General features: G+C 59.2%; 21 protein-coding genes and 1 pseudogene. 8 read left to right on the forward strand and 14 right to left on the reverse strand.

What is annotated here, in order from left to right; translation table 11 throughout:
- Positions 1 to 964 (forward strand): DUF1501 domain-containing protein (locus K8U03_22710; protein MCE9607710.1); only part of this gene is annotated, 964 nt, incomplete at its 5' end.
- Between the two features lie 32 nt (positions 965 to 996).
- Positions 997 to 2,418, forward strand: a complete 1,422-nt coding sequence (locus K8U03_22715; GenBank protein ID MCE9607711.1) for a DUF1501 domain-containing protein — start codon at positions 997 to 999, stop codon at positions 2,416 to 2,418.
- A 560-nt stretch (positions 2,419 to 2,978) separates the two neighbouring features.
- On the opposite strand, the gene K8U03_22720 is transcribed toward K8U03_22715, so the two are convergent.
- Complete coding sequence (locus tag K8U03_22720; protein ID MCE9607712.1) at positions 2,979 to 3,362, reverse strand: hypothetical protein; 384 nt, start codon at positions 3,360 to 3,362, stop codon at positions 2,979 to 2,981.
- A gap of 208 nt (positions 3,363 to 3,570) precedes the next feature.
- Between K8U03_22720 and K8U03_22725 the strand changes: the two are divergent.
- The 3 genes and pseudogenes from K8U03_22725 (at position 3,571) to K8U03_22735 (ending at position 6,173) form a co-directional block, all read left to right on the forward strand.
- Positions 3,571 to 4,485 (forward strand): annotated as a pseudogene (locus K8U03_22725) (site-specific DNA-methyltransferase).
- Positions 4,486 to 4,741: 256 nt separating this feature from the next.
- On the forward strand, positions 4,742 to 5,230 hold the full coding sequence (locus K8U03_22730) for a macro domain-containing protein (protein ID MCE9607713.1): 489 nt from the start codon (positions 4,742 to 4,744) through the stop codon (positions 5,228 to 5,230).
- Positions 5,231 to 5,300: 70 nt separating this feature from the next.
- A complete protein-coding gene (locus K8U03_22735; protein MCE9607714.1) occupies positions 5,301 to 6,173 on the forward strand; it encodes a SpoIIE family protein phosphatase in 873 nt (290 codons plus the stop codon).
- Between the two features lie 62 nt (positions 6,174 to 6,235).
- Here the strand turns inward: K8U03_22735 and K8U03_22740 are convergent, their stop codons facing one another.
- Entirely contained in the window at positions 6,236 to 6,718 is a 483-nt protein-coding gene (locus K8U03_22740) for a hypothetical protein (protein ID MCE9607715.1), read from the reverse strand.
- Between the two features lie 294 nt (positions 6,719 to 7,012).
- Here K8U03_22740 and K8U03_22745 point away from each other — a divergent pair, with 294 nt between their 5' ends.
- Positions 7,013 to 8,083 carry a hypothetical protein gene (locus K8U03_22745; GenBank protein MCE9607716.1) on the forward strand — a complete coding sequence of 357 codons (1,071 nt, stop codon included), beginning with the start codon at positions 7,013 to 7,015 and terminating at the stop codon, positions 8,081 to 8,083.
- 9 nt (positions 8,084 to 8,092) lie between these two features.
- On the opposite strand, the gene K8U03_22750 is transcribed toward K8U03_22745, so the two are convergent.
- From K8U03_22750 to K8U03_22805, 12 genes are all read right to left on the reverse strand, one after another.
- Positions 8,093 to 8,929 carry a sulfite exporter TauE/SafE family protein gene (locus K8U03_22750; protein MCE9607717.1) on the reverse strand — a complete coding sequence of 279 codons (837 nt, stop codon included), beginning with the start codon at positions 8,927 to 8,929 and terminating at the stop codon, positions 8,093 to 8,095.
- Positions 8,926 to 11,100 (reverse strand): heavy metal translocating P-type ATPase, encoded by a 2,175-nt coding sequence (locus tag K8U03_22755; GenBank protein MCE9607718.1) that lies wholly within the window; start codon positions 11,098 to 11,100, stop codon positions 8,926 to 8,928. The genes K8U03_22750 and K8U03_22755 overlap by 4 nt, the downstream gene beginning before the upstream one ends.
- Before the next feature lie 46 nt (positions 11,101 to 11,146).
- Positions 11,147 to 11,344 (reverse strand): hypothetical protein, encoded by a 198-nt coding sequence (locus K8U03_22760; protein ID MCE9607719.1) that lies wholly within the window; start codon positions 11,342 to 11,344, stop codon positions 11,147 to 11,149.
- A gap of 32 nt (positions 11,345 to 11,376) precedes the next feature.
- On the reverse strand, positions 11,377 to 11,694 hold the full coding sequence (locus K8U03_22765; protein ID MCE9607720.1) for a hypothetical protein: 318 nt from the start codon (positions 11,692 to 11,694) through the stop codon (positions 11,377 to 11,379).
- Positions 11,695 to 11,736: 42 nt separating this feature from the next.
- Positions 11,737 to 12,423 (reverse strand): cbb3-type cytochrome c oxidase subunit II, encoded by a 687-nt coding sequence (locus K8U03_22770; GenBank protein ID MCE9607721.1) that lies wholly within the window; start codon positions 12,421 to 12,423, stop codon positions 11,737 to 11,739.
- A 35-nt stretch (positions 12,424 to 12,458) separates the two neighbouring features.
- On the reverse strand, positions 12,459 to 13,877 hold the full coding sequence (locus K8U03_22775) for a cbb3-type cytochrome c oxidase subunit I (GenBank protein MCE9607722.1): 1,419 nt from the start codon (positions 13,875 to 13,877) through the stop codon (positions 12,459 to 12,461).
- Positions 13,874 to 14,551 carry a hypothetical protein gene (locus K8U03_22780; protein ID MCE9607723.1) on the reverse strand — a complete coding sequence of 226 codons (678 nt, stop codon included), beginning with the start codon at positions 14,549 to 14,551 and terminating at the stop codon, positions 13,874 to 13,876. Before K8U03_22780 ends, K8U03_22775 begins: the two co-directional genes overlap by 4 nt.
- Positions 14,552 to 14,605: 54 nt before the next feature.
- On the reverse strand, positions 14,606 to 15,649 hold the full coding sequence (locus tag K8U03_22785; protein MCE9607724.1) for a c-type cytochrome: 1,044 nt from the start codon (positions 15,647 to 15,649) through the stop codon (positions 14,606 to 14,608).
- A gap of 443 nt (positions 15,650 to 16,092) precedes the next feature.
- Positions 16,093 to 16,512, reverse strand: a complete 420-nt coding sequence (locus tag K8U03_22790; GenBank protein MCE9607725.1) for a hypothetical protein — start codon at positions 16,510 to 16,512, stop codon at positions 16,093 to 16,095.
- 138 nt (positions 16,513 to 16,650) lie between these two features.
- Positions 16,651 to 17,067, reverse strand: coding sequence for a hypothetical protein (locus tag K8U03_22795; GenBank protein MCE9607726.1), 417 nt, complete (start codon positions 17,065 to 17,067; stop codon positions 16,651 to 16,653).
- Positions 17,068 to 17,121: 54 nt separating this feature from the next.
- Complete coding sequence (locus K8U03_22800; GenBank protein ID MCE9607727.1) at positions 17,122 to 17,607, reverse strand: universal stress protein; 486 nt, start codon at positions 17,605 to 17,607, stop codon at positions 17,122 to 17,124.
- Positions 17,608 to 17,731: 124 nt separating this feature from the next.
- The gene (locus tag K8U03_22805) at positions 17,732 to 18,196 is read right to left on the reverse strand and encodes an Hsp20/alpha crystallin family protein (GenBank protein ID MCE9607728.1); all 465 of its coding nucleotides are present in this window, start codon (positions 18,194 to 18,196) and stop codon (positions 17,732 to 17,734) included.
- Positions 18,197 to 18,304: 108 nt separating this feature from the next.
- On the opposite strand from K8U03_22805, the gene K8U03_22810 reads away from it, so the two are divergent.
- Positions 18,305 to 18,703: a transposase gene (locus K8U03_22810; protein ID MCE9607729.1), complete on the forward strand. Its 399-nt coding sequence runs from the start codon at positions 18,305 to 18,307 to the stop codon at positions 18,701 to 18,703.
- Positions 18,598 to 19,134, forward strand: a complete 537-nt coding sequence (locus K8U03_22815; protein MCE9607730.1) for an IS5 family transposase — start codon at positions 18,598 to 18,600, stop codon at positions 19,132 to 19,134. Before K8U03_22810 ends, K8U03_22815 begins: the two co-directional genes overlap by 106 nt.
- Positions 19,135 to 19,147: the final 13 nt, after the last annotated feature.

Raw genomic sequence — 19,147 nt, forward strand, 5'->3', positions numbered from 1 at the left:
GACGGCGCTGCGCGGCAACAAAGTGAAGGGCATTCCGGCGCACTTCGGGATCCCCGTCGCAGCCCGCTACACCGATCCGCCCGGATATCTCGGCGCGGCCTACGAGCCCTTCAACGTCAAAGGGGATCCCCGCGCGCCCGAACTGCAATTCAGCAAGTTGAGCGTCGCGACGAATCGATTCGAGGATCGACGTTCCCTACTCGCGCAATTGGACAATCTCGACAAGCTCGCCGAACTCTGTGCCGGCCCCTACGAAGCGCATGACAAGTTCGGCGAAGAAGCGATCGCGCTCCTGACCAGCGGTGCGATCGCGCGAGCGATGAACCTCGAAGGGGAAAGGACCGAGTTGCGTGAACGCTATGGTCAGAACATCTACGGCCAGCGAGTGTTGATGGCGCGCCGTTTGATCGAAGCCGGGGCGCGGTTCGTAACCGTCAATCACGCGGTCCAAGGGGGATTGTTCGGCGACGGAACCACCGACGGGACGTGGGACAATCATCAACTCCTTTTCGATTCGATGATGTCATTCGGACCGACGCCGTCGCAGATACCTAGCGGCTACAAGTGGCATTCCTATCGCGGTCCGGGCAACCTACCGCAACTGGACATGTCGCTCTCGACCCTGCTCGACGACTTAGACGAGCGCGGCCTGCTCGACACCACTCTCGTCGTGGTCATGGGGGAATTCGGTCGTACGCCGCGCATCAACAAAGATGGCGGCCGCGATCACTATCCGAACGCCGGATGTGTCCTCATGGCCGGCGCCGGGATTCGGCGTGGTGTGGTGATCGGCGCGACGGATCGGAACGGAGCCGTCCCGGCAACGCGACCTTACACACCGGGCGACGTTGCGGCGTCGATCTATCACGCGCTGGGGATCGATCCCCATGCAACATACTTCCCGCGACTCCCGCGACCTACTCCGATCGCAGACGGCCGAATCATCGACGGCTTATTCGCCTAAGCGGGTTAACCAGTTACTTCGGATCGCTTCACATGCCCGAATCACACGACCCTCGCACCGCTCCGTTCACGACGCTCTCGCGGCGTGCGGCGCTGCGCATCGGCGGTGCCGGCGGGATTTCGTTGGCGGCCTTCGGCTCCGCATCCCGTCCCAGCTCGGGTTGGGCGGCACCGTCGAACTCGCCGCTTCCCGAATCCGCCGCTTCGTTCGGCCGCGCGAAGTCGGTGATCTTGTTCTTCCTGCTCGGCGGCCCGTCGCAGCACGATACCTGGGATCCTAAGCCCGACGCTCCGTCGGAAGTGCGCGGCGAGTTCAAGCCGATCTCCTCGGCACTGTCCGGCCTCTCAGTCGGCGAGCTCATGCCGCGGACGGCGAAGCTGACCGATCGGCTCGCCGTGATTCGCTCGATGATCACCGGCGACAACAGCCACTCGTCGAGCGGTTATCAGATGCTCACCGGCGTGCCTCATATACCGCTCGGCGTCGAGAACGCGACGAAGAAAGCGCCGAATATCGCGCCGTGCGCCGCCGCGATCGTCAAGTCGCTCCGTGCCGCCGGAGACAAGCTCCCCGCGTCGATCGTACTCCCCGAGCATGTTTGGAACGACGGCAATATCTCCTGGCCGGGCCAAGACGCCGGCTTCCTCGGCTTGAAGCACGATCCGTGGCTCATTCCTTGCGATCCTTCGGAAGCTTCGTTTCAGGTGCCGGCTTTGAGCTTGCCCGGAGAACTGACGCAACCGCGATTCAACGGACGTCGTGAGCTGCTCGCTGGGCTCAACCGTCGCTTGGATCGCTGGAGCGAGTCGGCCGGGAGCGCTCCTTACGATCTCTACGCGCGGCAAGCCGTCGACATGCTCACGTCGTCGGAGTCGCGCGGCGCGTTCGACATCAAAGCCGAGACGGAAGCGACGCGCGATCGCTACGGCCGGACGCGCTTCGGCCAGAGCACGCTCCTGGCGAGGCGCCTCGTCGAAGCCGGCGTCTCGCTCGTGCAGGTCAATTGGACGCGCGTGAAGGCCTTGCAGAGCAGCGGCTGGGACACGCACGCCAACCATCATAAGCAAGCCCGCGACGTGCTTATGCCGATGATGGATCAGACCTACTCGGCGCTGCTGGAAGATCTCGAAGCGCGCGGCTTGCTCGACGAGACGCTCGTCGTCTGGACCGGCGAGTTCGGACGCTCACCGCGCGTCAACGGTGCCGGCGGTCGCGATCATTGGGGACGTTGCTTCTCGATCGCCCTGGCGGGAGCCGGCATTCGCCGCGGCACGGTCTTCGGCGCGTCCAACGCTCACGGCGGCGAGCCGGCCCGCGATGCCGTCACGCCGGCCGACCTTTGGGCCACGATCTATCACTGCCTCGGCTATCATCCCGACTCGCTGATGCACGATCCCCGGGGTCGTCCGTTGCCGATCAGTCGCGGCTCCGTCATCCGCGACGTGTTGATCTAAGAAACCCCTACCGACATGTCGAGTCGGTCGTCGGTTGAAACGCGCGTCGCTATCGTTTCATCGCTTCCGACAAGACCTGTTCGAAACGACGTTCCGGTCCGTTCACGAATTTCACGAACAGTTCATACTGCAATTTATTGATTACGGGTCGCCGATCGTAACGCATCCAGAACACCGTCCACCGGTCGATCCGAACGTAGGTTCTCTGGTCGGTGCAGACGACGTCGTGTGCCGGGTCGTGAGCGTCGACCTCTCACTGACTCCGCCGGCACTGTCGTGCATGCGGCGACCTTGCCGCCGTTGCCTTCGTTTCTGTATGTAGCGGTTGCGGTGGTCGATGAGTGTTAATGGATTTCCCTTAGGAATGCTTGCTGCGCACTCTCATTCGCTAGCCGATCAGCCATGCGAATTCGCACGATCACCGTAGCTCTCTTCGTCGCCGAAGCCTGCTCCGCACCGATCCCGAGGACACAAAGTGCAACAGCGGCGAACGTGACTCGTTAGGTCATAACGAACTCCTTCCCATGATGAATTGCGGCGAGGCGAAGACGTTAGGCGGCCTACTTCACCTTCCTAAGCCGATAGACGTAGAAGCTGATCACCCCGAAGCCCTGATTAAGGGCGACGGCGTCCAGTTCATAGACGATCGTTTTGTCGAGGTCGTCGAGCTTCGGCGTCTCGGGATACAGGCGGACATGAAACCTTGTCCCTTCGATATGCCATGAGCTGACGTCTTCCATCGCCTTGACGGGATGATAGGCGATCCGCCACGTAAGACGTTGCGGCGTCTTCCAGTTGTCTTTCATCTGCGCCAAGATCGTCTCGGCCGGATCTTTGACGGGCGGGGCGTATGGCTCGTCGGCGAAAGATGGAGAAGCGAACAGGAAGAGAAAGCAGAAAGATGCGAGGATGCGGTTCATGATCTGACCCGTAGTGTTTGGCATGGCGAAGCACGGAGGCTTCGACGCCGGACCACCCTGCAAAGTTCCAACGTATCGGTGTTGTGGACAAATATAGACGGAAAGTGCTACGGTTCGGGCATGTCTGATTTCACCTATTGCTGATGCTGACGAAACGCAGCCCGTCGGCCGTCCCCTGAAATTCGCATCCGTCGAAGAATTCGAAGCGAAGATCGCCGCGTATTTCAAAGAGATGGATCGCGAGGAAGACACGCGCGAATACGTCCACGGGAAGATCCTCGCAGAGTGTGTCCGCATTCTGAAGCCTACCGGCTCGATCTTCTGTCGGCTCTTTCTCCGATAAGGGCATGCTGATCCCAGTCGATATTCGGTTTTTCCCGATCCTTGAGTTATTAAGCCTGATCCCGCGGAAGCGCATCCCCTGAGCATGACAGCACGGCCTGCACGCGAAAACAAGTTCTCCGGACGGTACGAGACGATTCTTTGGTTCACGAAGTCGAATGAATACGTCTTCGATCTCGATGCAACCCGAGTTCCGCAGAAGTGACAAAACAAGAAGCATTTCCGAGGCAACAAGAAGGGCGAGCTTTCCTGCAATCCTGACGGGAAGAACCTCGGCGACATCTGGCTCTTTCAGAACGTGAAGCACAACCACGACGAGCAGACGATCCACCCGTGCCGATTTCCCGAAGACATGATCGCCCGCATAGTACTGGCGACGACGTCGAAGAGCGGCGTGGTCTTCGATCCGTACATGGGTACGTGAACCGTCGCCATCGTGGCGCGTGACCACGGACGCCACTTCATGGGCGCCGAGCTGGATGCGAAGTACCACGGCGTCGCGATGCGACGGCTTTCCGGAGAACCGGACGAGAACAACTGCTTCCCGAACCTCAAGACGCTCCGGAACTATGTCGAGAGAACGGGACAGTCGCCGAGCAAGTTCCGGTTCGACGTGCAAGTAGGCAGCAAGGCTACCGACCGCACGCATTCGAAGCGTTCGACCGAAGAGGATTTGTTGACGGAATTCGAAGTACGTTTGGGCTACGAGGAAGAAGCGTTCGCCGCCGATCTCCGGGGAACGGAACATCCGGTCGGCCACGGAATGAACGGCAAGAAGCAAAAGCCCGAGCCGCCGTTCGATTAGTCACGTTCATGATCGCGGAATGCGATTCCGACCGCTTCGGCATACGGCTTGCGTATATTAGCCGTCGCGAGCTTCCTTGAAGGCAAAGACTCGAAGAAACGAGACTTACTCCGCGCGCTCGGCTTTCGAAGTGTGCGGAAACGTCACTTGTCGGTGCAAAGCCGCTCGCCTTCGATCCGCTCGACCGCAAATTTCGCAGCAAACGTTTATCCGCTCAATTTTTGCACTTCGAATCCACCGACCACAAGAGAACACCATGATACACGAGGTTTCCGGCGACATTCTACTCACGAAGGCACAAGCCATCGCCCACGGCGTCGCTCCGAACGACCACTTCGACCATGGACTCGCTGCCGCCTTGCACGAAAAGTGGCCGACGATGGTGAAGGATTTTCGACACTACGCACATCAGACTCATCCTAAGCCCGGTGAAATCTGGACCTGGGGCGGTTTCGGTGTTCGAGTCTTCAACTTGCTGACTCAAGAAGGCGACCACGATCATGGGGCGAAGCCAGGCAAGGCCAAGGCTTCCAACGTCAACCATTGCCTTAAGCGACTACGGCATGAGTTAGAGAAGGAACAGATCAAGAGCGTCGCTCTGCCGAAGTTGGCGACCGGTGTCGGCGGATTGAATTGGAACGAGGTGCTACCGTTGATCCGCACGCATTTGGGTGAGCTCAATATCCCTGTCTACGTCTATACGGAGTACCAAAAGGGTACTCAGGCCAACGAACCGGGAGTGTGAAAGTCTCATTGGTTTCGGTATTAGCTCGGCGGCAGCTCCGTCTTCCTATCTGAACGCTTGCGGTCATTCGATGTTTGCTCCAGAGAATACCGGCGATGAGAAGCCACGTCCGTCGTTTGAAGTGCGTAGCTTCGGCCTTAGCCACCGCGGGCGAAAACGTGACCGCAACGAAGATTGTTTCTCCATTGCGGAGCTTGTGAGAACGCTGCAGGTTCAGCACACGAATATTCCGCAAGCCAAGACGAGCCTGAGCTCTCATCGGGCTTATGTTTTTCTGGTTGCCGACGGAGTCGGCGGTAGTCTGGCCGGAGAAGTCGCCAGCGGCCTCGGCGTGAAGGCGATCGAGGATTTCTTGCTGAACACGCTCAAGCGCTTCTCGAACCTCCAAAACAGTGAGGAGCAAGACGCACTACGTGGGTTTCAAGATGCACTTCGTCAGGCCGACTCACGCATTTTCGAGGAAACGGTCGGCCATCCGGAATGGCAGGGCATGGGCACGACGATGACGATGGCCTTCGCAGTCGATTGGCAGCTGTTCGTGGCTCATGCCGGCGATAGCCGCTGCTATCTGTATTCCGGCGGAAAGCTGCAGCGGTTGACTCAGGATCACACTATGAGCGCCGAGATGGCTCGGCTGGGAATGATCCCGGCGGAAAGTGTCGCCGGCCATCCCTGGCGAAATGTAGTCACCAATATCCTCGGTGGCAAAGAACGGGGTGTTAAAGTCGAATTGCACCACCTCGAACTACATCCCGACGACGTACTGCTACTTTGCTCCGACGGACTTACTGAGATGGTTCCGGAAGCACGGATCGCCGCCGTTCTTCAGCTTGAGAACGATCCTAAGCGAGCCTGTAAAAGTTTGATCGCGGAAGCGAATCGATCGGGTGGATACGACAATATCACTGCCCTCGTCGCTCGCATTCATTCGAGGTCGATCTGAGCGGCCTTGCATCTCTTCGGACCAAGCGGCGATGAAGATGAACGAGATAGGTGACTCCTAAATTACGGACCCGATCCCTTCGCGTTTGCGCTGAAACACGCAATCGACGATTCGTAAACGGATCGAGTCGCTTCATTCACTGCCGACGATCGGTTCTTGTCCGATTTGATCTGCAGAGCGGCGACGGCGACGAACATGCCGATCACCGTGAACAATATGACCAGCAGACCGACGCCGTAAATCGTTTGACTGGCCTCGTCGATGCGAATCGTTTTTCCTCGCCATTTTGAAAGCCGGGTTGCAACAACGCCGCAGATCCAACTCCAATGCAGCATGACGTGGATCAGAATTCCGAGCGACAGCGCTGCGAGGATGTTGAACTGCAATCCGACCCAAGCGTCGTAGCCATGCCCCCACAGGGTCCACCGCTCGGCTTGCGTTCCCGGCGGAAACACGAAGCGCACCACCACGGTTGCAACGACCAAAAGAGAGAAAACGCCCAAAAGGAGCGTGTCTAGTAAGAAGTTGAGAATCGTCCGCGACATGGATTCGGACCTCGAAAGGTGGGACTGACCCCGTCGTCCGCCTGGACATGCATTGCTCTGACGGCGCGTCGCGACCGTAGTCGATTCTAACGGCTTTTCCATGCGAGACTGGGTCGTTCTCGCACACTTGTACCGGCCTAAATGTGCGAACTTGTCAAAACATCCGGTCGCGATCGTTTCACTCCAGCGCTAATTCAATCACGACGAAGACAAATTCAGCGGCGATCCTCATCATCGGAAGAGCGGGATCGACCTGCCGATTCCGCCGGCTTTTGGTTCGCAGGGAGGTTATCGATGTCTACGACTTCGATTCGATACTTTCGAGCGTCGTTCACACTTTTCGCGGTACTTTTTACCGTTGCGGCAAACGCCGCTTCGCCGTTCGACGAGCTCCGCACCGATCCGTTCGCTCAAGATATGTCTTTGGCGACCACTAATGCCGGCCGACCGGTCGACTTCACGACCCTGGAAGACAAACCGATTTCGCTCTCCGAGGGCGCTCGATTGATCGATGCTTCGCTCGTCGCCGACAACGGTCGATTACTGGGTCTGTTCGCCCATAGCGATTATGCTTTCGGCGACTTTATCTCTCCCGCGAGCAATCCGCTCTTCTTCGAAGATCCGCGGACGCTCACCGAGGTTCGGTTTCTTTTCGTCAATCAATGGATTCCTTCGAACAATCCGGTGCTACAAGGAGGAAGCGCGCAGGTCGTTGCCGCACAGATTCGCGTCGCGCTGACCCAGCGACTCTCGATTATCGCGAACAAAGATGGATACATTTGGCTCAATCCCGTCAATCCGGCCGTGCCGTCCTCGCAAGGGTTTGCGGATGTCGCTGCCGGTTTGAAATACAATTTGTTTCGTAATCCCGACACCGAAACGATCGTGAGCATCGGCGGAACGTTTGAATTGGATGTCGGTGCCCATCGCGTGTTCCAAGGTCGCGGCGACGGCGAGTTCCATCTTTTCTCCAGTGCAGGGCAGGCTCTATTCGGCGGCATCGCGCATTGGGTCAGCGGCTCGGGCCTTCGCTTGCCGACGGATACCCAAGCTCGATCTTCGATGTGGTATTGGTCCAACCAATGGGATGTGAAGGTCACCGAGCGAATTTACCTCTTAAGCGGTGTGAACTGGTTTCATTGGTTCGATGCAGGCAACACGTTGCCGGTGAATTTCGAAGGACAAGACTTGATGAACCTCGGTGCCTCGGGCGTGGGTGGCAACGACGTCGTCACCGGCTCGCTTGGGATGCGATATCGTTTCGGACGGATGAACGAAACCGGTGTTTGCTGGGAGTACCCGCTTACCGAGCGTCGCGACTTGCTGCAATCTCGGCTCTATGTCGACCTATGTCTTCGCTTCTAAGACGCTTCGCTATTCCCGTAACGCGGCAGAGTCGCACTGGGTGGGCAGCGACTCTGCCGCGGGTTTACACAGCGGACATGTCGGAGTCGCCGGCTCCGTCAATGTCTGGAACGGCAACGTCAGAGCATAAGCTCCGCGGGCCAGCGACAAACCGCCCGTGACGACGATGCACCAAGCGGCGAGTTCGAACATGCGACGGCGATTCGCTAAGCCGACCAACGATGCTCCGAGCCCGAGCCCGATCATGAGCGGTAGCGTACCAGCACCAAAGCAGATCATCGTAAGTGCGCCATCGGCAAGGTTGCCGCTGCTCACGGCCAACGCCAACATCGCGTAGACAAGTCCGCAAGGAAGGAAACCGGTCATCACGCCGCCGAGCAACGGCCCGCCTATACCCGACCTGCGTAAAAGCGATCCCAACAGACTCGGTTGTAAGCAGATCGGTAATTTAAAACCCGGCGGACGATCCGCGTTCGCCGATGCGAGAACGAGTGGCTGCGAATTCGCGATGGTACGTGATCGGCGGAAGCGTTGCTTAAGGGTTTCCCAAAGGCTTGTAGCTCGAAACCCTTGCGAGACGAGCAGCAGCCCGGCCGCAATCGCCAACACGGCTTGGACGTTGAACAAGCTCGTCGAGAGGACGAGCTTTCGCCCACCGAAACCTGCTGCAGCACCCAGTGTCGTGTAGGTAAAGATGCGCCCAACACCGTACATCGACTGGCGCAGAAGATTCTCGCGCCAAGTCGTTGCGCCGGTACCGAGAGCCACGGCAAAGCCGCCGCACATGCCGACGCAGTGCGATGAGCCGAGCAGACCACCGATGAGCACGAGCGAGAGATCGGTCATACGGCGATTCGCTCCTGAGGCGAGCGGATGATTGAACCGAGCGATCCGGTCGTGACACCGGTCGCTTGAGGTGCGAGTCGCAGCGAATTGGCGACGACAGTCAACCCGCTGATAGCCATCGCTGCGGCCGCCCACACAGGATTCAACCAACCTGTTGCGGCGAGGCCGACGCCGAACGCGTTGTAGAAGAATGACCAAAAGAGATTCTGTCGCACGATCCGCACCGTTTGACGCGACAAGCGAATCGCCCAAGGGATTCGAGAGAGATCATTCCCGAGCAGGCAGATGTCGGCCGACTGACGGGAGACGTCGGCACCGCAACCGAGAGCGATCCCGACGTCGGCGGCCGAGAGCGCCGGCGCGTCGTTGATGCCATCGCCGATCATCACCGTCGGGCCGAACGCCAGTCGTAGCTCATGCACGGCATCGAGCTTATCCGCCGGAAGCAACTCGGCCTTTACGTCGACGTCGAGGAGCCTACTCAGCGCCCGCCCGCGCTCGGCGTGGTCGCCGCTGAGAACCGTGATGAGGCATCCCAACATCCGACTTTCGGCAATCGCTTCTCGCGCATTCGAGCGAAGCTCCTCGCGCAAGCCGAAAACTCCGCACACGGTCAGGTGTCGGGCGACGCACACGAGCGACAATCCCTCATCACTCATTACGCGGATCGCTTCATGGATGCTCGGGCTCGGCGCGAATCCGTGTTCTTGCATCATTCGTAGACTGCCGAGATAGAGCATATCGTCGACGTTTCGGAACGATGCTACGAGTCCGCGTCCCGGCAGAGTCTGCGTTTCACAAGCCGCGCCGGTCTTGGAGCCATGTGCCAGGCAATATCGCCGCACGGCCTGCGAGAACTCATGGTTGGAAGTGGCCACGGCGGATGCGATGCGAGCGAGCAGCTCGTCGCCATCTGTCCCTTCACGTATCACGAATCGATCGACGGTCGGGCAGCCGTCGGTCAGAGTGCCTGTCTTGTCGAAGGCGAGCACGCGGGTCTCGGCCAGCCGCTCGAGCGCCTCGCCGTGGCGAAAGAGGACTTGCGCTTGCGCGGCGGTTCCCATCGCCGCCCATACGGCCATCGGCGTGGCCAAGCCTAAGGCGCAGGGGCACGCGATCAATACGACGGCCAAAGCTGCCAGGAGTCCTTGATCGAGCCCGGAGTAGACCGTGTGGTAAGCGAACGTCCCGATCGCCACGACGACGACGACGGGAAGAAACGCCGCCGCGATTCGGTCCGCTAATCGCTGATAGCGGCCTTTATGCATTCGAGCCGTGCGGATGCATTCGAGTAAGCGTTCGAGCGTCCCTCCGCGCGGCTCCGCGGTGGCTTCGATCGTGAGCCCGCCGTCGAGATTGAGGGTGCCGCCGATCACGGGATCTCCCGTTTCGACCACTTGAGGCCGACTCTCGCCGGTGAGAAGCTGCGTGTCGATCGAGGCCAAGCCGGAGACGATGCGTCCGTCGGTCGGAATACGTTCTCCGGCCCGAACGAACAGCCGGTCGCCGATCGACACGGTATCGAGCGGGACGTCGATCAGTTCGCCGGCTTCCCGCCGATGAACGATCGCGGGAAGAAGCTTCTCCAGGCTATCGAGCGCCGTCGTGGCTTCTTGTTTGCCGCGCGCTTCCAGCCAGCGTCCGATGGTTACCAAGACGAGGACGGCGCAACCGACTTCATAGTAAACCGGACCTTCCGACCGCACCGTCGAAACGATGGAGTAGGCGAAAGCGGCGACGGTGCCGACGATCAGCAGCAGATCGGTCGACGGTGCGCCGCGACGAAGCGACTTCCAGGCCTCTTCCGCAACGGGGAGGCCGAGCAAATACAGAACCGGCAGCGAAAACAGCATGCAGAGGTATCGAGAAACGGCCCATAGCGAGACGGCCGACGGCACGCCGGTCTTCTCCGGGTCGTAGACGTCTTGCGTCCAAAGGAGCATGGTAAAGACCATGACGTTGAGCGACAGAAAAATGCACAGCGCCAGCCGAAAGAATGCGCCCGTGCCGTCTCGCTCACCGGTCTTGTCGAGAGCCATGTCGGCGGCGAAGCGGCAGCCGAAGCAGCAATACTTGGGCTCGGCGATCTTGCTCGTCGGATCGCCGATATCCTCCGCTAGCCGGCCCGGCACCGGTAAGCCGCAATGATCGCAATACACCGATGGCGTCATCGTATGGGTCTCGGCACCCGGAAGCGTGCCGACTCGCAGGGTTCGACTAATTCGTCGCGGTGCTGGACGTTGGTGGAATGACGAGCTCTTTTTGCAGAGTCGGAAAAAGATACGTGACGGTGTAGTACACCGCGAAGACCCAGAAGCCGATCCACACCGCGCGAACGTACCACGGAATGCGATTCGTCACGTAGGCGTGATGGCGGTGTTCGGCTTGCGGCGAATGAGGATCGGAAGTCGACATGAGAGCTTGCTTTGTTGCGAGGAGAGAATCGTCTAGCGTTCCAAGGTGTCGAGTCGTCGCTCGTTTTCCAACATCTCGAACTTCGGGCATTCGATATCGCGGAACATGCCGTTGCGCGCCGCCCAACCGAAAAGCAATACGAACCCGAAGCTCGCGAGCAGATAATTTACGATCGGCGTGACCGCGAAGGCGCCTGCCGGATCACCCTGAAAGACGCGCACGAGTTCGTAGAACTTCGTCCCGAAGCCGTACATCGCCGGCCCGATGAAGAAGATGATCGTGAGGATCGCCCACGCCCGATTCCGCTTCGGCGGCTGCGGACGTTCCTCAGGGTTTGCGGCTCGTAACATGCGCATAGTCCTTGTGGTGGCATCGTGAAAGGGGGGTGGGAATTAGTTTCCGTGTGGTTCCGGATTCAAATCGTCGACCGGCACGTAGTCTTCGTAATAGGGATAGCTTTCGAGCCACGAGCCGAGCCATTGCACGTACATTATCACCGCGATTCCTCGACGATTCGGCTTGCCGGCTTCGCCTTCGAAGAACCATGTGTAGCGCGGCATCGGCGACTTGGGCGAAAGCAACGGCGGATCGAAGAAGTGCACGGCGTGCCAATCGCTCGTCCGGCGCCCACCTTCGCGCGACAAGTCGGGCCCGACGCGTCGCGTACCGAACAGGACCGGGCGTTGCAACTCATTCTGGTATTCCTCCGATTTTGCGACCGGGCCGTAGCGTAAGGACTCGTTCGAGACGGGCCGCACGAATTGGCTATGACAGTGCCAACAACCTTCACCGACGTAGATGTTGCGACCTTCCTTCAGCAGTGCGGCGATCGCGTCGCGTCGCGCGTCGTCGGTCCACTTGGCTTGCTTGAGGTCGCCGACGTGCTTGCGGAAACTCTCAGGGAAGCGGCGTTCGAGATCCTCGAACTGATAAACCGTATTGGCATTCACGACCTCGCGCGCCGATTGCTCGGGGATGTCGCGATACATAAGCATCGGAACCGCGGCGTTGGCGACGAACGCCAGGACGAAGAAGCCGATACCGCCGATGAATAGTACGCCTGCTTTACTTTCGAACATGGTGACCTACCGCTGTTGCCTTGAGCTTCGAAACGCTAAATCGCCGTCGGAACCGACGCTTCGACCGCCGCCGCGCTCGGACCGGTGAGCGTGCGGAAGATGTTGTAGATGAAGACCAGAATCCCTCCGAACATTGAAAGCCCGGCGAACACACGGACGATCCAGAACGGCTCGGAGACTTGCGTAGAATGATCCCAATACTGCATGCCGGCCCACGACCAACCTTGAAATAGCCCGGCCAGAGTCAGATCGGTGAACATGACGACGATGCCGACGACCGACAACCAGTAGTGCCACTCGCAAAGCTTTCGGCTGTACCACGGCTTGCCGGAGAGACGCGGAATCAGATACGTCATGATGCCCATGAGCCATTGGCTGAATACGCCGAACATTACCAAGTGGGCGTGGCCGACGACCCAATCGGTGAAGTGAATCAATGCTTGAAACGTCAGCGTGACTTGCAGCGCGCATTGAAAGCAGGTGACGAAGTACAGAATCATGCCCGTATAAAACCAGCGCAGCGGTATGTTCGTCGTGAGTTCTCGGCCCGAGCCGTAGAGCGTGCCGAAGAAGTTGACGATCACCGTAGCGACGACGAACTCGACGGCGATCGTGGAGATGACCGCGCCGTATTGCAGGAACATCGGGATCGGCGTGTAAAGGAAGTGGTGAATACCTTGCAGCGGGTAGAAGAAGGCCAAGCCCCAGAATCCGACGAGCGACAGACCGTGACTCCAGATCGGCTTCTTTAAGAGGATCGGCACGAAGTAGTACATCAGCCCCCAGCCGAACGGCGTGACGAACAGCCCGACGAGATCATGGATAAAGAGTCCGGCGATCGCTCCGGCGTTCGTGCCGCAAACGACATATTGCGGAATGAAGTTTCCCATAGCGTAGGTGAGAAACGTCCAGACGAAGGCCGCCATGAAGTACCACAGCGAGACGTACATGGGACCGCGCGAGCTCATGATCGGCGCCATGAAGTTGATTGCCACGAGCAACAATCCGAGTTGTGCGACGGGATCGATCCAGACGGGAGTTTCGCCCCATTCCACGGCCTGAGCATGGCCGAGCAAGATCCCTCCGGCGGTCGCCAGAACGACGATTTGCCACGCGGTGAAGATCAAGTACGACAGCCCCTTGTTCAGCACGGGGCGCATCGTCAGCCGTGGAATCGCCCAATGCAAAGTTCCGAGAAAGGCGTTGGCCAAGAAGCCGTAGGCGATCGCGTTGGTATGCACCATGCGCCAACGCCCCGGCGAGAGATGCTCGATCCCTTGCAGTTCGTTCCAGCGCACGAGCTGTAGCGCCATCAACAGGCCTCCCAACATGGAAATCACCATGTAGGTGAGCGCTGCGAAGTAGTACCACAGCACGATCCGCCGATCGACGAGGCGATCGATGTCGACCAGCGGCTCCGAAGCTTGAGAAGTTTCGACGACCGACGCATTCATTCCTTCACCGATTCCACGTGATAAGGGACATACAAGCCCCAGGGATAAACAAGCACCATGGTCCAGCCGAACACGAGATGCGTTCCGGCGGCGACCCATGGCGGAATCATGTCGACGATCCAACGTCCGCCGAACAGCAGCGGCTGCAACCAAGACAAGATGCAGTAAAAGTTCACGATCCACACGGCGAGCGACAACAACGTCACGACCAAGAGGCGTTTTCCGAGGGTGGTGCCCATCGTGTAGCGAGTCAGGAACAAGTGAAACAGCATTCCGAGCACCATTCCGGTGGCGAGATAGAGGCAGCAGCCGATCACGAGCGTCAAACCACCGTCGATATGCTGGGCTCGTTCGCCGAGAGGAAACGTCAGATAAACTTGAATCAACCTCAGAGGATGTTGTTCGTGGCCGCCCGAGGATGAGACGAGTAACGAGCCGAGGATATTGAAGAGCAGGCTCGTGCAGGCGCCGAAAATTCCGAGCATAAAACCCGTGGTTGCGTAGTAAGCCGTGTAGTAACCGGTGAATCCGCCGCTAACGGGCGTCATGGCCGCGAGTTCGCGTTCAAGGATGTCGGCACGGATCTTTAGTTGCTCAAGTTCAAGCGTCTTCTGTCGACGCTCGTCGGCTTCTTCGCCGACGTCGGCGATCCAGCGCTGTTTGTCGGATGTCATGGGTCTACCTCGAACGGAGTCGGCTGGGGGCGGTGCTTCGGCGACGATCGGACGTCATTCACCATCGGTCTTCGCGGCGCCGGGCGACTCCGGCGAAGTCGAGACGACGGGGGCTTGCTTATCGAGAAGTTCGCGGCGCCGCGCTCCCGAGACATATTGCACATAATGCACGAGATGCCAAAGCACGTCCGGATCCTTGGCATAGGCATTGGCGAAGGCAGGCATCGGCTTCACGCCGCCGTAGATCCGGCGATAGATATCGAGCGACGTCGCACCGCCGTGGAACATGCCGCTCGTCAGGTCGGCGGCCTTACCGTCGTGTCCCCAGGGGTCTTTGCCCACTTCCAATAAATTGCGAGCGCTTCCGTCACGATCGTGACACTTGAAGCAAACACCGCCCGTGCCGGAAAAGGCTTCTTTTCCCTGTTGAATACTTGCCCACGTATAGGGCGGCTCGGCGGTCATGGGATGGATGATCTTGTCTCGTGGTACGACCCACTTAGCGACGATGCTCTTTGCAGCTTTATCGGCGAGCCCGTCCGTGATCGGTTCCTCGTCATCGACGGCTGCCTCGCGCAGGGCCGATTCCAACTCACCCCGATGCGTGAGCACCAAGACGTAGTCGACGACTGCTTCCAAATCTTCCTGCGGGAGCAAACCGAATGCGGGCATCGAGGTGCCGCGAGCCCCTCGACGAACCGTTCGCATCAAGTCGTCGCGCAACGGCTTCACGCCGTCGACGACTGACACGAACTTAAAAATCCCCTTCGAGTAATCGCGAGGTAGCGGAAGAAGCGTCTTTGCCGCCGGGCCATCGCCGTAGCCGGTCGTTCCGTGACAAGCGGCGCATCGCAGCCGATAAACTTCCGCACCATATGCCAAATGTTCGGCGATGGATTCCGGATGTCCGATCAATTTCGGCTCAAGCGGAGTTCCACAGTGTTTGAGCAACTGCTCGTTGATTTCGTTGCGAAGCTTTTCGGGATCGGCAACGTCTTCCTTCGAAAGCGACGTCAGGGCCGAACTCGGCTCATGAGCCGGAGGCACGCTCCGTTCGCAACCAACGACGAGCAGCGCAATCGTGGGTACAAGTGCCATGACGTAACGTTTCAAGGCCATCTCCTCGGCGGATGTCGATCGAGTATGCCGGAGCCCAATCGCAAACCGAGTGCCGGAGGATCGGATCGACACCGAAGATCACGTTTTCCGCTATTTGCGAACGATTGGCATACGCATTCGCACGACGTTGACGATCGTCGATACTCATTCCGCACACTTTCGTGCGAAGAGGTGTGCGAAATCGGCACAGTGAATCACGCTGCCGCCGAATCGCTCGTTCGAAGCGTTGGGAGCGGCCGACTTAGAACATCGGATTCGAAAGCGGCTTCGCGACGGATCGAACGACGCACGTGCCTCGATGGATTACGAGCATGCTTAGCGGGTCGTCATCGCATTGACATCACGGTGCTGAACGAGCGCCTTCCTCTTGGAGGGGAGTGTTCGAGACCGTAGCCCGGCCTGAAGTGACGAGATCTAGCCGATCAGCGCGATACCGCCGTCGTTCGTTTGCGCGGCTGTTTTCGACCTGCGTCTGAGTTCTCGATGCGCTGTTCGAGCCTTTTCGCAATGAACAAGAGGGCCGGGCGCGACGCCGTTACCGTACCGATCACGAGATGCGGAATCCAAGTCACGGCGGAAAAGCTGAACATCCAAGGCGTACCGATCAACAAGCCGCCGCAAAGCATCTCGAGTCCGAGATGCACCCACAGAGGAATCTTGCGGCGAAACGACGGCTCGTAGTCGGTGTATAGGCTGTATCCGATCATCGCGACTCCGAACGCTTGTGTGATCAGCGTGGCGCGGAGATCGCCGGAGAAGCCGAACAACCACGGTCCGATCAACAAGAGGCTTCCCGTCCCGTAGTCGAGCAAGGCATGCCAGGATGTAACATTGATTCTCATCATGATCTTCCTCGGAGGGCCACAAGTATCCGTTGCTCAGTCACGTTGGAAGCCATCAAGCCCGATAGCCCCTTCGGCAACTACGGTGTCGCACGGAATGAAATCGAAGTGTTAGTAAGGTACACCGATCTCGACGAACTACTTCGCAGGCTGATCCCTCAAGACTTTGTGGCAACGAATGCAACTGGTCGTCATCTGCGAAAGCGCCGCCGCCGCGCCGTCAACGTTCTTCGCGGCGGCCTGTCGCAGAATTTCCTCGTTGGAATCTTGAAACGCCTTTAGTTGCTCGTTGTAGGCGGGATTACGGCCTCTGACGAAGGCTTCGATTTTGTTCAACGTCTTGATGTTCGCGGCGGCCGCCGCGACGCGGTCGAAATCCGCGATCGCAATCCCGGCGAGGATCTCTTGGGAGTAGTCCAATTTCTTTTTCATCCAGACGCTTGCCGCCTTCTCTTGGTTGCCGACTTCATCCGCTTGCGACGTCTCGGAAAGCGGAGCGCTGCTCAGGCCTGCGAGAACGAGAATCGCCGGTCCGATCGAAAAGATACGACGCATAGATAAATCCTTATTCTGAGGTTGTAAAAGGTAAGAATGTCGATTGTCGGCGCCTCAACTCCGTTCCGCGATCGATTCCTCGGCGACTCTGACGCCGGCATGTAACGGCTCCGCATTCGCGGTCGGCTTGACGATCAGGACCGGGCAGTCGGCACGTCGTATCACCGCTTCGGCAACGCTTCCCAGCAGCATTCGCCCCAGGCCGGTGCGCCCGTGACTGCTCATCACGATCAAATCGATGCCTTCAGCCTTCGCCAGCGCGGCGATTTGGGCGGCCGGGTCGCCATCGAGCAAGCGATGCTCGAAGACGACGTCGCGATCCATCGGCTGCACGTCGTGAAGCATTTTTCGAATTTCGCTCGCATCGGGCTCCGGAACGCCGTAGTAGTAAGCACCCTCGCCGTACACCATCGGGAGTTCCTGCACGTGCACGATGATCAGCGGCGTTCCGGTTTCACGAGCTAGCTTCGTCGCGTATTCGAAAGCCGCCCTGCCGCTTTTAGAAAAGTCGCAGGGAACGAGAATCTTTTGAGTTGCCATGATCGTCTGCCTGGAGTGAAACATTTTGGCCCGGAACGGAACCGATTCGGATTCGCAAGAGCCGCCAGCCGTTCATCGCAAGCTGCATCGCCTGCGATGAACGCGAGTGACGGTCGGCAAGTTGCTAGGACTTGACCTTGATCTTGAGCGCCTTGGCCTCGACGGTCTTCGGCATCGAGACGGTCAAAATGCCCTCGCGATACTGCGCATCGACTTTCGCTTGGTCGACCTCGCAGGGAAGCGTCACGGTCCGGGTGAACGAGCCGCAGCTCCGCTCAAGGCGGTGAAACGTCCGGTCCTTCTCTTCTTTTTCTTCTTCTCGCTTCCCGCTGATCGTCAGCAAATTGCCGGCGATCCGGATGTCGAGATCGTCGGGCTTCACCCCCGGGGCATCCATCCGGACTTGCACAGTCTCGGCCGTTTCCGACAAGTCGAGCGAAGGCGCTCCGGTCGTGAAGATGCCGTCGCCGGTGTCGTTGAAGAAATTCGAGATGAGCTCGCGCAGTTCGCTGCGCCACTGCGTCGCTGGGCCTCGCCAGGTCCGTAGCGGCTGCGATGTCGGTTCCAGAGTCGTCGAAGATTGCGTCATGTCCGTGCTCCTTCAGTAACGAATGATTAGAGGGCGTTTCAAAACTTGGTTTGCTAGCTAAACAGGATCGTATTGGTTTGCGTATGGATGACTATCAGGAGGTCATCGATGTCGCAAGCTTTACCGTTCGAAGCGACGTGCGTTTCGGCGGGTCCCAGGACGGAACCCCGGTTCGAACTCACTGACGAGCGATGGTTATTGATCGCCGCACACTTCCGAGATCCTCCCGCTTCGCCTGCCGGCGGCCGACCGCGTGCGTCGGCGCGGGCGTGCTTCGAGGGGATTCTCTGGGTGCTCAGGACCGGTGCGCGGTGGCGCGACTTGCCGCCGCGGTATCCGTCGCCGGCGACTTGTTGGCGCAGGCATCGGGACTGGACCGCGAGCGGGCTCTGGGAACGGGCTTGGTCGCAACTGCTCCGCGCGCTCGAGCGTCGCGGCACGTTCGACGCCGAGCAATCGTTGGCCGACGGAACGTTCGCGGCCGCGAAAAAAGGGGCGGCTGCGTAGGGAAGACCAAGCGCGGCAAGGGGACGAAGATCATGCTCTTGTCCGACGGACGAGGGCTTCCCTGGGGCGCGCACGTCACGAGCGCGAGCCCGCACGAGATCACGCTGATCGAGCCCCTCTTGGAGCGCCGCCGCTTGCGCCGCTTGCCGACGCGTTTGATCTACGATCGCGCGGCCGACGGCGATCCGCTCCGCGAACGCCTCATGAAGCGCGGCATCCGGCTCATCTGTCCGCATCGCGTGAACCGCATCAAGCCCCCGCTGCAGGACGGCCGCGCGCTGCGCCGCTACCGACACCGCTGGAAGATCGAACGGTCGATCTCCTGGCTGCAGAACTTCCGGCGACTGGTCACACGCTACGAACATCACGAAAATCTGTTCCTCGGATTCGTTCAACTCGCCTGCCTCGTCATCACCCTCAGACGGTTTTGAAACTACTTCTAGT

Source organism: Planctomycetia bacterium (genome assembly GCA_021413845.1).
Classification (GTDB): domain Bacteria; phylum Planctomycetota; class Planctomycetia; order Pirellulales; family PNKZ01; genus PNKZ01.